The following is a 12,197-nucleotide window of genomic DNA, read 5'->3' as shown; positions in this document are numbered from 1 at the left end:
ATTTTATAAGCTCAGGTTGGATATTACGCACCATTATGGCAATAAGCATTCACTAATAAAGTGAGTGGTCGTATCGAGAGTTGAGCGGTAATTAGTGTCATTGAGTGGTTTTTTGGATGTGCGAGTGGCAATTCGTGACATTTAGTGGTTTAGTTAAAGTACTGAACAAAACAAGAAGAAAAACAATGAAAAAACTCATGGTATGTGCACTGGCTTTCTTTCTAGTAGCTTGCGCAGCAACGACCGAGCAGTTAGCGAAGGAAGGAAATTGGTATCAGATCGGGTATCAAGATGGCGTATCTGGGAATACACAACGCTCACATAAAGAACTGTCATCGATGGGGAGTGTCAATCAAGCGGAATATGAGCAAGGCTATTTAGAGGGCGTAACAGAGTATTGCAATCCGAATTTCGCCTATCAAATCGGATTGTCAGGCCAATATTACGAAGGGGTTTGCGAAGGCACTGCGCAAGCACAGAAATTCAGAATGGAGTGGCAACGAGGGTGGAACGATTACAGTCAGTAATCTTTAGTTATCCATCTTTAAAAGCTAAACAGGGAGCGCAATGCTCCCTGTTGCTAATCTAGCTTGTGTTCTTGTACCGCTTTACGTAAGAAGCCACCTTGGTAGTGAAGCTGTTCTCGCGCGCTATCAATATCCAATCCCGTCAAGATCATCAGAATCGATAATTTCACGTCGTAGTCGGTTTGGCGTAACGCCTCAGTTGCTTCAGCCTTATCGCAATCTGTCGCCTGCATGACAATTCGCGCTGCACGAGCAACCAGTTTTTCGTTCGTCGCTTTCACATCCACCATTAAATTTTGATAGCTTTTCCCTAGGCGGATCATCGACGCGGTTGTCAGCATATTGAGGACGAGTTTTTGCGCCGTGCCAGACTTCATCCGCGTAGAACCTGTCAACGCTTCAGGGCCAACGACGGGACTTATGGCGATTTGTGCAATGTCTGCGATGGCAGAGTCAGGGTTGCAAGACAAGGCCACTGTGGTTGCACCAATAGAATTCGCGTATTCCAATGCGCCAATGACATAAGGTGTACGGCCGCTAGCGGCAATACCTACGACAACGTCTTTAGCACTGAAATCAATGTTCTTTAAATCTTCAACGCCCAGCTCTGGTGAGTCTTCTGCGCCTTCTTTGGCTTTAAGAATCGCTTCCGGGCCACCAGCAATCAGGCCGACAACCATTTTGTCAGAAACGCCAAAGGTTGGGGGGCATTCAGACGCGTCGAGCACGCCTAATCGGCCACTGGTTCCTGCTCCCATGTATATCAGTCGACCGCCTTTCTTGAAGGCTTCGGTAATTTTATCGACGGCTTGAGAGATTTCTGGCAGCACTTTTTCTACTGCTAACGGAACGAGCTTGTCTTGTTGGTTGATACGTTTAACGATTTCGAGAGAGGGTAGCAAGTCGATATCCATGGTGTCGGGGTTTCGTCCCTCAGACACTAAATGAGATAGGGCTGCAATGAGCGCATCGTTAGTCATAATTGTCCTTATTTATCCGCAAAGTACATCACACCGAGTGAAGCCAGATCACTGGCTCCGGTGACTTCGGGTAAATTGCTTGGCAAATTGTGAATACGGCGATAAGCAAGCCAAGCAAAAGCCATCGCTTCCATGTAGTCGTTGTCGACGCCTTTTTCGCTGGTTGGCGCGACTATCCAGTTTGGTAGTAGAGCAGCGAGTCTTTCCATTATCAGTGGATTTCGAGCACCGCCGCCGCAGATCAACAGCTCAGGGCGAGGGCCTGATACGTACTGCTCAACTTCGTTGGCAATGGTCTGCGCAGTGTATTCACACAGAGTGCGTTGTACATCTTCGGCAGACAAGTCGAACGGGTTCAGCTGGCTATCTAACCAAGGTAAGTTAAACAGTTCTCGTCCGGTACTTTTTGGTGCAGGCTGGGCCAGATAACTTTCGGTCATCAATTGTTCCAGCAGTTCCTGACTTACTTTGCCTTTGCTCGCAAACGCGGCATCTTTGTCGTATTTGTTTCCCGTATGGCGTAAGCACCAAGCGTCCATCAGCATATTCCCGGGGCCAGTATCGTAGCCAATCACTTTCTGATTTGGTCGAATCACCGAAATATTGGCGATCCCACCGATATTGAGTACAACGACACTTGAGTCCTGAGTATGGAATATAGTCTGGTGGAAAGCAGGCACCAAAGGCGCTCCTAGGCCGCCCAATGCCATATCTTTACGGCGAAAATCGGCAATGGTATCGATGTTGGTTTTCGCGGCAATGATGTTGGCATCACCAAGCTGCATAGTAAATGGGGTATTGCCTTGTGGCTGGTGGTAGACCGTTTGGCCGTGATTGCCAATTGCGCGAATTTGCTCTGCTCTATAGCCAGATTTATCCAACAGTTGGTTTACCGCATTGGCGAATAAGTGGCCAAGTAAGTGGTCCAGTTCTCCAATTTCAATCAGATTCGTCTGTTGGCCAATGCACACATCAAGCAATCGCTGCTTTAAGGACTCTGGCATTGGATACTCATCGTATGCAAGCAGTGATGGTTTATTGCCTTCAAAAGCGACTAAGGCCGTATCTACGCCATCCATGCTGGTGCCGGACATGACACCGATATACCACTCTTTTGTACTTATGCTCAAATTTTACACCCACCGACATATATCCATTGTAAACAGAGAATAATCCTAATAACCTCATCGGCATAGTGAAAATCATTAAAAAAGGCTTGGTTAGGAGAGAATATGGGACCGTTGTGGCTAGACGTGGAAGGCTGTGAGCTGACCGCAGAAGATAAAGAAATTCTAGAGCATCCAACCGTTGGCGGGGTAATTCTGTTTGCAAGAAACTACCACGATAACAAACAGCTTCTTGCTCTGAATAAGTCGATTCGCCAAGCAGCGAAGCGTCCAATCTTAATTGGTGTGGACCAAGAAGGTGGTCGTGTACAACGTTTCCGAGAAGGTTTCTCGATAATTCCTGCCGCTCAGGAATACGCTAAGCATAGCAATGGCGAACAATTGGCTGAGTTAGGTGGCTGGTTGATGGCAGCAGAGTTGATCGCCCATGATATCGATTTAAGCTTTGCGCCAGTTCTCGATAAAGGCCATGAGTGTAAAGCGATCGGTAATCGCGCTTTTGGTGACGATGTCGAAAGTATTGTTCGCCATAGTACCGCTTATATGAAAGGTATGAAGGCAGTAGGAATGGCTACGACGGGTAAACATTTTCCTGGTCATGGTGGCGTGATTGCTGACTCTCACTTAGAGACGCCGTTTGACCAACGCGACGATATCTTCGAATTAGATATGCAGGTATTTAAGGCGCAGATTGATAGCGGTATTCTTGATGCTATGATGCCTGCGCACGTGGTGTACCCACACTACGACGAACAGCCAGCCAGTGGTTCGGAATATTGGCTTAAACAAGTGCTTCGCCAAAAACTCGGTTTCCAAGGGATCATTTTTTCTGATGATTTGACGATGGAAGGCGCGGCGATCATGGGCGGGCCTGCGGAACGTGCTCATCAATCTCTGGTTGCGGGTTGTGATATGTTGTTGGTGTGTAACCAACGCGATGCGCAGGTTGAAGTGTTGGATAATTTGCCTATCCTCGAAACGCCAGCTGCGGAAGGCCTGCTTAAAAAGCAGAGTTTTACCTTGTCTGAGCTACAAAGCAGTGACCAATGGAAGCAGGCTTCTGAAGCAATGAAACGCATCCTTGGTTAACGAATCACTACTTTGAAAGTACAAGAGCCACGATTGTGGCTCTTTTTGCTTGAATGGGTTTAATGGAAACCTAACAACTCTTTTAATGTTTTCAAGTAACGTCGGCTGACCGGAATAGGGTGGTTGCTGACGGTGATGATTTCGGCCAGTCCATTCTCCAAGAGCTTTATCTCTTTAATTGCTTTTGTGTTGATCAAAAACTGACGATGGCAGCGTACTAGAGGCGTCTTTTCTTCTAACACCTTTAGCGTTAATTGCGACGTCGCTTTTTGCTCATGTGTTTGGACATGAACGCCACTGATATCGGTATACGCAAATTCTACGTCACCAATAGGAATGATGACGATACGGTTCAATCCAATGCAAGGCACTTGATCCAATGTTTGTGGCGCTAACATTGTGGGGTTGGCTTGTCCTTGGTTTCCTGATTTCACTAGGCGCTTAACTGTTTTTTCAAGGCGTTTTGTATCGACAGGTTTTAGCAAGTAGTCAAACGCATTGTCTTCAAAGGCCTGAATTGCAAATTCATCGTATGCGGTGACAAACACAACATAAGGCATAGTATCGGGATCGAGCATGCCAAGTAGTTCTATACCTGTGATTTGTGGCATTTGAATATCAAGGAATACAACGTCTGGTTTAAGCTGGTTAATCTTTTTTAACCCCTCAATTGCGTTGCTTGCCTGATCGATAACTTCAACCTCTCCCGTTTCTTCCAGTAATTCCGTTAGCTCTTCTCGGGCGAAAAGTTCGTCATCTATGACTATAGCTGAAAGCATATCTATACCTTAGTACGTGTTGGGTTCGGGAATGATAAAACTCATTCGGGTCAGATGATTGGGCTCAACTTCAATCTTGAGTGCAGAAGCGTGACCAAATTTGTTGGTCAGTCGCTTATCAACGATCTGCATGCCAAGACCTGCATGATCATCCTTAGGCGCAACATAACTTCCTGCGTTATCTTCCACAATTAATTGATAGCCACCTTTAATCATTTTGCTGTAAATGCGTATACGTCCGCCTTCTAGCAAATTGGAAACGCCATGTTTTATCGCGTTTTCAACTAAAGGCTGCAAAGTGAAAGTTGGAAGTTTACGGCTTAAAAGCGATTCATCAATATCAATGTCAACTTCAAGGCGGTCAGTAAATCGCGCTTTTTCTATGGTTAGGTAAGCGTTCACGTGTGCCAACTCTTCCTTAAGTGTAACGGTATCAATATCTTGTTTTAAATTACTGCGGAAAAAGTGCGACAAGTGCTGAATCAGCTCACGCGCTTTGGCAGGATCACGACGAATCACCGCGCTAATGGTGTTTAGAGCATTAAATAAAAAGTGCGGATTCACTTGAGCGTGCAGAAGCTTAATTTCGGCCTGAGAAAGCAGTTCTCTTTTCTGCTGATAATCGCCGAAAAGAATTTGGCTAGAGAGTAACTGCGCGATACCTTCTGCCATCGACATGTTAATCGTCGAAAACAATTTACGTTTGGGTTCGTAAAGCTTGATGGTGCCGATCACTTTATCACCGGCACGCAAAGGGATGATCAGTGCGCTGCCCAATTTGCAGTGTGGAGATATCGAGCATTGATACGGCTTCTCTTTTCCATCGAGATAAATAATGTCGTTTTGACTGATCGCATCTAAGGTGCTTTGAGATGAGATAGGCGTTTCAGGTTTATGGTGATCATCACCGATGCCGACAAATGCCAGAATCTTTTCGTGATCCGTAATAGACACCGCGCCTACGTTTGTCTCTTCATAAACAATTCGAGCGATTTTCTCAGCATTATCAGTATTAAAACCATAGACGAGAATACCCACCGAACGCTCGGCAATGTTGAGCGCACGACGAGAAAACGTCGCAGAATATTCTTCAAATATTGTTTTGCGATCTTGAAGGATACTCATAAACAAGGCCGCACCTACGGAGTTGGTAATGATCATAGGGGCGGCGATGGCAGACACTAATACATAAGCCTGATCGAAGGGCTTAGCGACCAATAAGATGATCGCCATCTGGATGATTTCAGCCACGAGCGTAACCGAGAACACAACGCTTGGGTTGAACAGACGATCCTTTTTCCCTTTACGTAAATAGTATGTGTGGAGCAAACCACCAATCAGGCCTTCTGCGGTGGTGGATATGGCACAAGCTAGATCGGTAAAACCACCCAGTGTGTATCGGTGAATCCCGCCTGTTAACCCGACGAAAAATCCTACAATAGGACCACCAAATAGACCTCCCATAACGGCTCCCATCGCGCGTGTATTGGCAATAGCGTCATTGATTTGTAAACCGAAGTACGTGCCCATAATGCAAAAGAGAGAGAAAAGTACATAAACGCTGACTTTGTGGCTCATCCGGCTTGAAATATTAAGCAGAGGAAGGAAGATGGGTGTTTTACTTAGCATATACGCTAATACAAGGTAGACACACATCTGCTGTAGTAGTGAAAGGACGAGATCCATGGCAGTTTCAGTCGGTGGTTTTTGTCTATTTTAGATAACTTCTCTGCTAGAAAATATCCTTATCTTTTCATTAATGTCTAAACCGTATCAAAACTCTTTGTGTAAACTATTTTTTACGATTGGTGTTTTTTAAAGTTTACGGTTGAAATAAAAAATAAGGCTGTTATTGTGTGGTTATTCGCCGCTCAATATAAATTAATTATGTGAGTGTAAAATAATATATACAGGCTAGAAGTTATGCAAAAAAGTGAACTAAGCAATATCAATATCAGTGATGAGCAGGTTTTAGTAACTCCTGATGAGTTGAAAGCAAAAATTCCTCTTAGTGATAAAGCACGTCGTTTTATCCAAGAGTCGAGAGAAACTATTGCTAACATCATAAACAAGAAAGATCACCGTCTACTCGTCGTTTGTGGTCCTTGTTCTATTCATGATGTCGATGCCGCAATGGAGTATGCACGTCAGCTTAAAGCACTCTCTGCGCAACTCGATGACCAACTGTATATTGTTATGCGTGTTTACTTTGAAAAACCTCGTACAACCGTAGGCTGGAAAGGATTGATCAATGACCCTCATCTTGATGGTACATTTGACATTGAACATGGTCTTCATGTCGGGCGTAAACTGCTGGTCGATCTGGCAGAAATGGATATTCCACTTGCGACAGAAGCTCTTGACCCAATCAGCCCGCAGTACCTAGCCGATACATTTAGCTGGGCAGCGATTGGTGCGCGTACGACGGAATCCCAAACTCACCGTGAAATGGCAAGTGGTCTGTCGATGCCAATCGGCTTTAAAAACGGTACTGACGGTAATTTAGCAACGGCAATCAATGCGATGCAGGCTGCATCTTCCAGCCACCGTTTCATGGGTATTAGCCGAGAAGGGCAGGTCGCCCTACTGACAACTCAGGGTAACCCGAACGGTCACGTTATCTTACGTGGTGGGAAACAGACGAACTATGATTCAGTTTCTGTGACTGAATGTGAGCAAGATATGGCTAAAGCTGGTCTAGATGCTTCACTGATGGTTGACTGTAGCCATGCTAACTCGCGTAAAGATTACCGCCGTCAACCTTTGGTTGCAGAAGATGTTATTCATCAGATCCGTGAAGGCAATAAGTCTATCATCGGTCTAATGATTGAAAGTCACATCAACGAAGGTAATCAATCGTCAGATATTCCTTTAAAAGAGATGCAATACGGCGTATCTATTACCGATGCTTGTATTAATTGGGAGACAACTGAGGCACTATTACGCCATGCACATAAAGAACTAGTGCCGTTCTTGGAAGACCGCCTGAAAGGGTAAGTAGTAAAGAAAACAGGGAATATAAATGGCTGTTGAACTTAACGAGTTGCGTGATCAGATCGACGCAGTAGATAAGCAGATCTTAGATTTACTCTCCCAACGTTTAGCGTTAGTTGAGAAAGTGGGCGAAGTTAAGAGTGAGCATGGTTTACCTATTTATGCTCCGGATAGAGAAGCAGCCATGCTGGCGTCGCGACGTGAAGAAGCTGAAAAGAAAGGCGTTCCTCCTCAGTTGATAGAAGATATTCTTCGCCGCACGATGCGCGAGTCTTACGCCAGCGAAAAAGATTCTGGTTTCAAATGTCTAAACCCTCAGTTGCGTTCGGTGGTGATCGTTGGTGGTAACGGTCAGCTAGGTGGTCTATTTGGCCGTATGTTCCAATTATCGGGCTACCAAGTGAAAGTGCTTGGCAGCCAAGATTGGGAACGCGCGGATGAGATCTTGAACGACGCTGGGCTGGTGGTTGTCACTGTGCCTATCCATTTGACTGAAGGCGTGATTGAAAAGTTAGGAAACTTGCCAGAAGACTGTATTTTGTGTGACCTAACCTCGATTAAGTCTAAGCCACTTCAGTCGATGATGAACGTGCATAAAGGGCCAGTTGTTGGTTTACACCCAATGTTTGGTCCGGATGTCCCAAGTTTAGCCAAACAGGTGATTGTGTATTGCGATGGTCGTGGTGAAGAGCAATACCAGTGGTTACTGAAACAGTTTTCCATTTGGGGAGCGAGTTTGTGCAATATGGATGCATCGGAACATGATCATGGTATGACGTTGATTCAGGCTTTACGTCACTTCACTTCCTTTGCGTACGGCTTGCACCTTAGCCAAGAAAACCCAAGTCTTGATAAATTGTTGAAATTGAGTTCGCCGATTTACCGTCTGGAGTTAGCGATGGTTGGGCGTCTGTTTGGGCAAGATCCAAATCTATACGGTGATATTATTCTTGCATCAGATGAGAACATCGAAATGATTAAGCGCTTCCATTCGCGTTTTGGTGAAGCCTTAAAAATACTGGATACGAAAGATAAGAAAGCATTTGTTGAGAACTTTAACAAGGTTAGCGACTGGTTTGGCGACTATTCACAGCAGTTCATGAACGAAAGCCAGAACTTGTTGAAGCAAGCGAATGATTCCATTCATCGTGGCTAGGTTTCCTGTCGATTAAGAGTAAAAAAGCTGCCAATGGCAGCTTTTTTTCGTCGTGGTCCTAGTTATTGGATACTAACATCATCAACTGGCGTAGGTTTGTCTTCATTTTTTACGGTATCAACAGTGTCATCAACGTAAGGGTTGTTGGTTAGGTTAACTTGCAGCCTTACCGTGTTATCAATAAGCTGAACCAACGGAGCCCATTTTACCGTTTTTTCCTTTTCAAATAGGTAGTTGAAGTTTTCTGGTGTCCATTGCATGGTGTAATACGGATTGAGAGGACGACCTAAGAAACGGACTTCGTAGTGTAGGTGAGGGCCAGTAGAATTCCCCGTAGAACCACAAGTGCCTATCAGATCCCCTTTACTAATAAACTGACCGCTACGAACTTTAAACTTAGACAAGTGAGCGTAGGTACTCGTGAATCCATACGAGTGTCTTAGTTTCAGGTGATTTCCGAAGCCTCTTGAGCTGGGTCTTGTTGATTCGACGACTGCATCCGCAGGTGCATAGATAGGGTCACCGTTGTCACAGGTGAGGTCGATCCCTTTATGGAGTTGAACCACACCAGAGATCGGGTTGGTTCGGCGGCCGTAATGAGAAGAAATTCTATCGTAATCGAGAGGTGTATCGTTGGGGATCATACGAAACAACGTGGCACGAACAGCAGAATCAATAGCGGCAGCATCGATGCGGTTTTCTAGATTACCTTCTTCAGGAGCAAAAGGATCGGCGATACCTAGCACGGCTTCAACATCGTAGACGCGTCGTCCTAAAATGTTGATCATGCTGTTTTTATCTTCTAGCTCTTGAGATAACGAGTGAGTTGCTCCTACTTGTTCAGTATAGAGTTGCTCTAACTCGTTTTTTTCATTCTCTACTTTACTCAGCTTATTCGCCAGAGTGCTATATTTTTCTTGCGCTGCAAGTTCCTGCGTCCAGTTATTATAGACGTATCCGGTAGTTGCAACTACTGCGATGATAGCAGCTGAGATAAGCGCTTTGCGCGAAATGTCGAAGCTCTGAGTTCCCTCAGAATTCGGCACTGAAATGGTTATTTTTTTAGACATACTATTTTCGTTAGGTGTATTCACCCAGATCAGACAAACTCTCGATATCCCTATGAAGAAGCTCGTCGTTTCCTACATTTAATTCAACTAAACGTTTTAGGTGTCCGATACTTTCAATATCAATATGATCAATACTTAGACGAATCATATTGTTATTAACTCCAACAATATTCGCTATTAGTTGGATCGTGACATCGCTTTCAGAAAGCGTAAACGTTACATTCACTTGTTCCGACTCATTGAGTTCAGAAGATTGATCGCTCATCAGTAGCAGCCCGTGCAAGGAGAGATCATAAATAGTCGCATTGATCGTGTTTGACCCTTGACTCATTTCAGCCTGCGCGAGATACACAATACGTGAGAAACGGCGTCGTTCAATCATAGCTCTTCTCCTCATTTGATGGCTAACAGTATCAGAATAAGCATAGCCACAATGCGGATTTGTTCTTAATTCTCAATATTGATAGAACGATAACTTAATTTCACGTAGAGCAATATACCAAAAAAAGCCGCTAAGTTAAGCGGCTTTTGAACGAAATTCAAGCGTATTATTTTGCGATACGCTTATATTTGATACGGTGTGGCTCTGCAGCCTCAGGGCCGAGAGTCTTCTTCAACCATTCCATGTATTCGGTGTAGTTACCTTCGTAGAAGTTAACCTGACCTTCATCACGGTAGTCGATGATGTGCGTAGCAATACGGTCTAGGAACCAACGGTCGTGCGAGATAACCATTGCACAACCAGGGAACTCCAGCAGTGCTTCTTCTAGCGCACGTAGTGTTTCAACATCAAGGTCGTTGGTTGGTTCGTCGAGTAGCAGTACGTTACCGCCAGCTTTAAGCAGTTTTGCAAGGTGTACACGGTTACGCTCACCACCAGAAAGCTCACCAATGATTTTCTGTTGATCTGAGCCTTTAAAGTTGAAACGTGAACAGTAGGCACGTGCAGGGATTTCGAAGTTGTTGATCTTGATGATATCAGCGCCTTCAGAGATCTCTTGGAATACCGTGTTCTTGTCGTTCATTGAGTCACGGAACTGCTCAACAGATGCCAGTTTCACTGTATCGCCCATTTCGATGGTGCCTGAATCCGGCTGTTCAGTGCCACTTAGCATCTTGAACAGAGTCGATTTACCCGCACCGTTGGCACCGATGATACCGACGATTGCACCTTTCGGCATGCTGAAAGACAGGTCATCAATCAGAACGCGGCCATCGAACGATTTCGTCAGGTTATTGACTTCAATTACTTTGTCACCCAAACGCTCACCTGGCGGGATAAACAGTTCGTTCGTTTCGTTACGCTTCTGGTGATCAGTGTTTTGCAGTTCTTCAAAGCGAGCCATACGCGCTTTAGATTTTGCTTGGCGACCTTTAGGGTTCTTACGTACCCACTCAAGTTCTTTCTCGATGGTCTTTTGACGAGCGCTCTCTTGTGATGCTTCTTGTTGTAGACGTGCATCTTTCTGCTCTAGCCAAGAGGTGTAGTTGCCTTCCCATGGAATACCTTCACCACGGTCAAGTTCAAGAATCCAGCCAGCAGCGTTATCTAGGAAGTAACGGTCGTGGGTGATCGCAACAACGGTACCTGAGTAATCAACCAAGAAGCGTTCTAGCCAAGCAACGGATTCTGCATCCAGGTGGTTGGTTGGTTCGTCTAGCAGTAGCATGTCTGGTTTTTCTAGAAGCAAACGACAGATAGCAACACGGCGACGCTCACCACCAGATAGGTGTTGGATCTTTTGATCCCACTCTGGAAGACGAAGTGCATCAGCAGCGCGCTCTAGCGCATTATCGAGGTTGTGACCATCTTTCGCTTGAATCAGCGCTTCAAGTTCACCTTGCTCTTTAGCTAGCGCATCGAAATCAGCACCTTCTTCAGCGTAAGCCGCATATACTTCATCCAGACGTTTCAGCGCACCAGCTACGTCTGATACCGCTTCTTCTACGATCTCACGGACGGTCTTTGATTCGTCAAGAACCGGCTCCTGTGGCAAGTAACCTACGTTCAAGCCTGGCTGTGGGCGTGCTTCGCCATCAATGTCAGTATCGATGCCTGCCATGATGCGTAGAAGGGTAGATTTACCTGCACCGTTTAGACCTAAAACACCAATTTTTGCACCAGGGAAAAAGCTCAGAGAGATGTCTTTCAGAATTTGACGCTTAGGTGGAACAATTTTGCTCACCCGCGACATGGTATATACGTATTCAGCCATTGCCGATCGTTCCTAAAATTTCAATTCACGTAAACGACTATTTTATACCAAGCCAGCCACGTTTGTTACTCCCTAAAGAGTGTATGTGGTCAAATTAATAGCGCCTATCAATAGTTTTGTATTTATTAGATAGGGTAAATCAGGGCAACTGTCACAGTTGTGTGAATTTACATTCAATTGCTTTACTGGCAATGATTGCGATACGTAGAATGAACTCACATTTAGCAGTTCGTTCAATTGTTCTCAATAGGAAGACAAT

11 protein-coding genes are annotated in these 12,197 nt (G+C 45.1%); 4 read left to right on the top strand and 7 right to left on the bottom strand.

From position 1 onward, the window contains the following. The first annotated feature begins 185 nt into the window (after window positions 1–185). Window positions 186–527 carry a DUF2799 domain-containing protein gene (locus tag NP165_RS10500; protein WP_257083911.1) on the top strand — a complete coding sequence of 114 codons (342 nt, stop codon included), beginning with the start codon at window positions 186–188 and terminating at the stop codon, window positions 525–527. 53 nt (window positions 528–580) lie between these two features. Here NP165_RS10500 and murQ read toward each other — a convergent pair whose 3' ends face one another. Both murQ and NP165_RS10490 read right to left on the bottom strand, forming a co-directional pair. Next, the gene (gene murQ / locus NP165_RS10495) at window positions 581–1,507 is read right to left on the bottom strand and encodes an N-acetylmuramic acid 6-phosphate etherase (RefSeq protein WP_257083910.1); all 927 of its coding nucleotides are present in this window, start codon (window positions 1,505–1,507) and stop codon (window positions 581–583) included. A gap of 8 nt (window positions 1,508–1,515) precedes the next feature. Then, the gene (locus tag NP165_RS10490) at window positions 1,516–2,631 is read right to left on the bottom strand and encodes an anhydro-N-acetylmuramic acid kinase (RefSeq protein ID WP_257085588.1); all 1,116 of its coding nucleotides are present in this window, start codon (window positions 2,629–2,631) and stop codon (window positions 1,516–1,518) included. Window positions 2,632–2,739: 108 nt separating this feature from the next. Here NP165_RS10490 and nagZ point away from each other — a divergent pair, with 108 nt between their 5' ends. Then, a complete protein-coding gene (gene nagZ / locus NP165_RS10485; RefSeq protein ID WP_257083909.1) occupies window positions 2,740–3,723 on the top strand; it encodes a beta-N-acetylhexosaminidase in 984 nt (327 codons plus the stop codon). A gap of 59 nt (window positions 3,724–3,782) precedes the next feature. Here nagZ and btsR read toward each other — a convergent pair whose 3' ends face one another. Together btsR and NP165_RS10475 are read right to left on the bottom strand one after the other, a co-directional pair. Beyond that, window positions 3,783–4,502 (bottom strand): two-component system response regulator BtsR, encoded by a 720-nt coding sequence (gene btsR, locus NP165_RS10480; protein WP_257083908.1) that lies wholly within the window; start codon window positions 4,500–4,502, stop codon window positions 3,783–3,785. A 9-nt stretch (window positions 4,503–4,511) separates the two neighbouring features. Beyond that, the gene (locus tag NP165_RS10475; protein WP_257083906.1) at window positions 4,512–6,188 is read right to left on the bottom strand and encodes a sensor histidine kinase; all 1,677 of its coding nucleotides are present in this window, start codon (window positions 6,186–6,188) and stop codon (window positions 4,512–4,514) included. Window positions 6,189–6,425: 237 nt separating this feature from the next. On the opposite strand from NP165_RS10475, the gene NP165_RS10470 reads away from it, so the two are divergent. Continuing rightward, window positions 6,426–7,499: a 3-deoxy-7-phosphoheptulonate synthase gene (locus NP165_RS10470; protein WP_257083905.1), complete on the top strand. Its 1,074-nt coding sequence runs from the start codon at window positions 6,426–6,428 to the stop codon at window positions 7,497–7,499. A gap of 25 nt (window positions 7,500–7,524) precedes the next feature. Continuing rightward, window positions 7,525–8,652 carry a bifunctional chorismate mutase/prephenate dehydrogenase gene (gene tyrA / locus NP165_RS10465; protein ID WP_257083904.1) on the top strand — a complete coding sequence of 376 codons (1,128 nt, stop codon included), beginning with the start codon at window positions 7,525–7,527 and terminating at the stop codon, window positions 8,650–8,652. A 62-nt stretch (window positions 8,653–8,714) separates the two neighbouring features. Here the strand turns inward: tyrA and NP165_RS10460 are convergent, their stop codons facing one another. From NP165_RS10460 to ettA, 3 genes are all read right to left on the bottom strand, one after another. After that, complete coding sequence (locus tag NP165_RS10460; protein WP_257083903.1) at window positions 8,715–9,722, bottom strand: M23 family metallopeptidase; 1,008 nt, start codon at window positions 9,720–9,722, stop codon at window positions 8,715–8,717. Between the two features lie 10 nt (window positions 9,723–9,732). Further along, the gene (locus tag NP165_RS10455) at window positions 9,733–10,104 is read right to left on the bottom strand and encodes a PilZ domain-containing protein (RefSeq protein ID WP_257083902.1); all 372 of its coding nucleotides are present in this window, start codon (window positions 10,102–10,104) and stop codon (window positions 9,733–9,735) included. Window positions 10,105–10,270: 166 nt separating this feature from the next. Further along, on the bottom strand, window positions 10,271–11,938 hold the full coding sequence (gene ettA / locus NP165_RS10450; protein ID WP_257083901.1) for an energy-dependent translational throttle protein EttA: 1,668 nt from the start codon (window positions 11,936–11,938) through the stop codon (window positions 10,271–10,273). Between the last annotated feature and the right edge of the window lie 259 nt (window positions 11,939–12,197).

This window comes from Vibrio japonicus, assembly GCF_024582835.1.
GTDB classification, from domain to species: Bacteria; Pseudomonadota; Gammaproteobacteria; order Enterobacterales; family Vibrionaceae; genus Vibrio; species Vibrio japonicus.
Note: the sequence above shows the minus strand (reverse complement) of the source record. Positions and strands in the feature narration are given on the sequence as shown.

Coding starts and splice junctions, on each gene's coding strand:
- nagZ (WP_257083909.1), top strand. CDS start 2,740: ATGGGACCGTTGTGGCTAGACGTGGAAGGCTGTGAGCTGACCGCAGAA.
- NP165_RS10470 (WP_257083905.1), top strand. CDS start 6,426: ATGCAAAAAAGTGAACTAAGCAATATCAATATCAGTGATGAGCAGGTT.
- NP165_RS10455 (WP_257083902.1), bottom strand. CDS start 10,104: ATGATTGAACGACGCCGTTTCTCACGTATTGTGTATCTCGCGCAGGCT.
- murQ (WP_257083910.1), bottom strand. CDS start 1,507: ATGACTAACGATGCGCTCATTGCAGCCCTATCTCATTTAGTGTCTGAG.
- NP165_RS10460 (WP_257083903.1), bottom strand. CDS start 9,722: ATGTCTAAAAAAATAACCATTTCAGTGCCGAATTCTGAGGGAACTCAG.
- NP165_RS10475 (WP_257083906.1), bottom strand. CDS start 6,188: ATGGATCTCGTCCTTTCACTACTACAGCAGATGTGTGTCTACCTTGTA.
- tyrA (WP_257083904.1), top strand. CDS start 7,525: ATGGCTGTTGAACTTAACGAGTTGCGTGATCAGATCGACGCAGTAGAT.
- btsR (WP_257083908.1), bottom strand. CDS start 4,502: ATGCTTTCAGCTATAGTCATAGATGACGAACTTTTCGCCCGAGAAGAG.
- ettA (WP_257083901.1), bottom strand. CDS start 11,938: ATGGCTGAATACGTATATACCATGTCGCGGGTGAGCAAAATTGTTCCA.
- NP165_RS10500 (WP_257083911.1), top strand. CDS start 186: ATGAAAAAACTCATGGTATGTGCACTGGCTTTCTTTCTAGTAGCTTGC.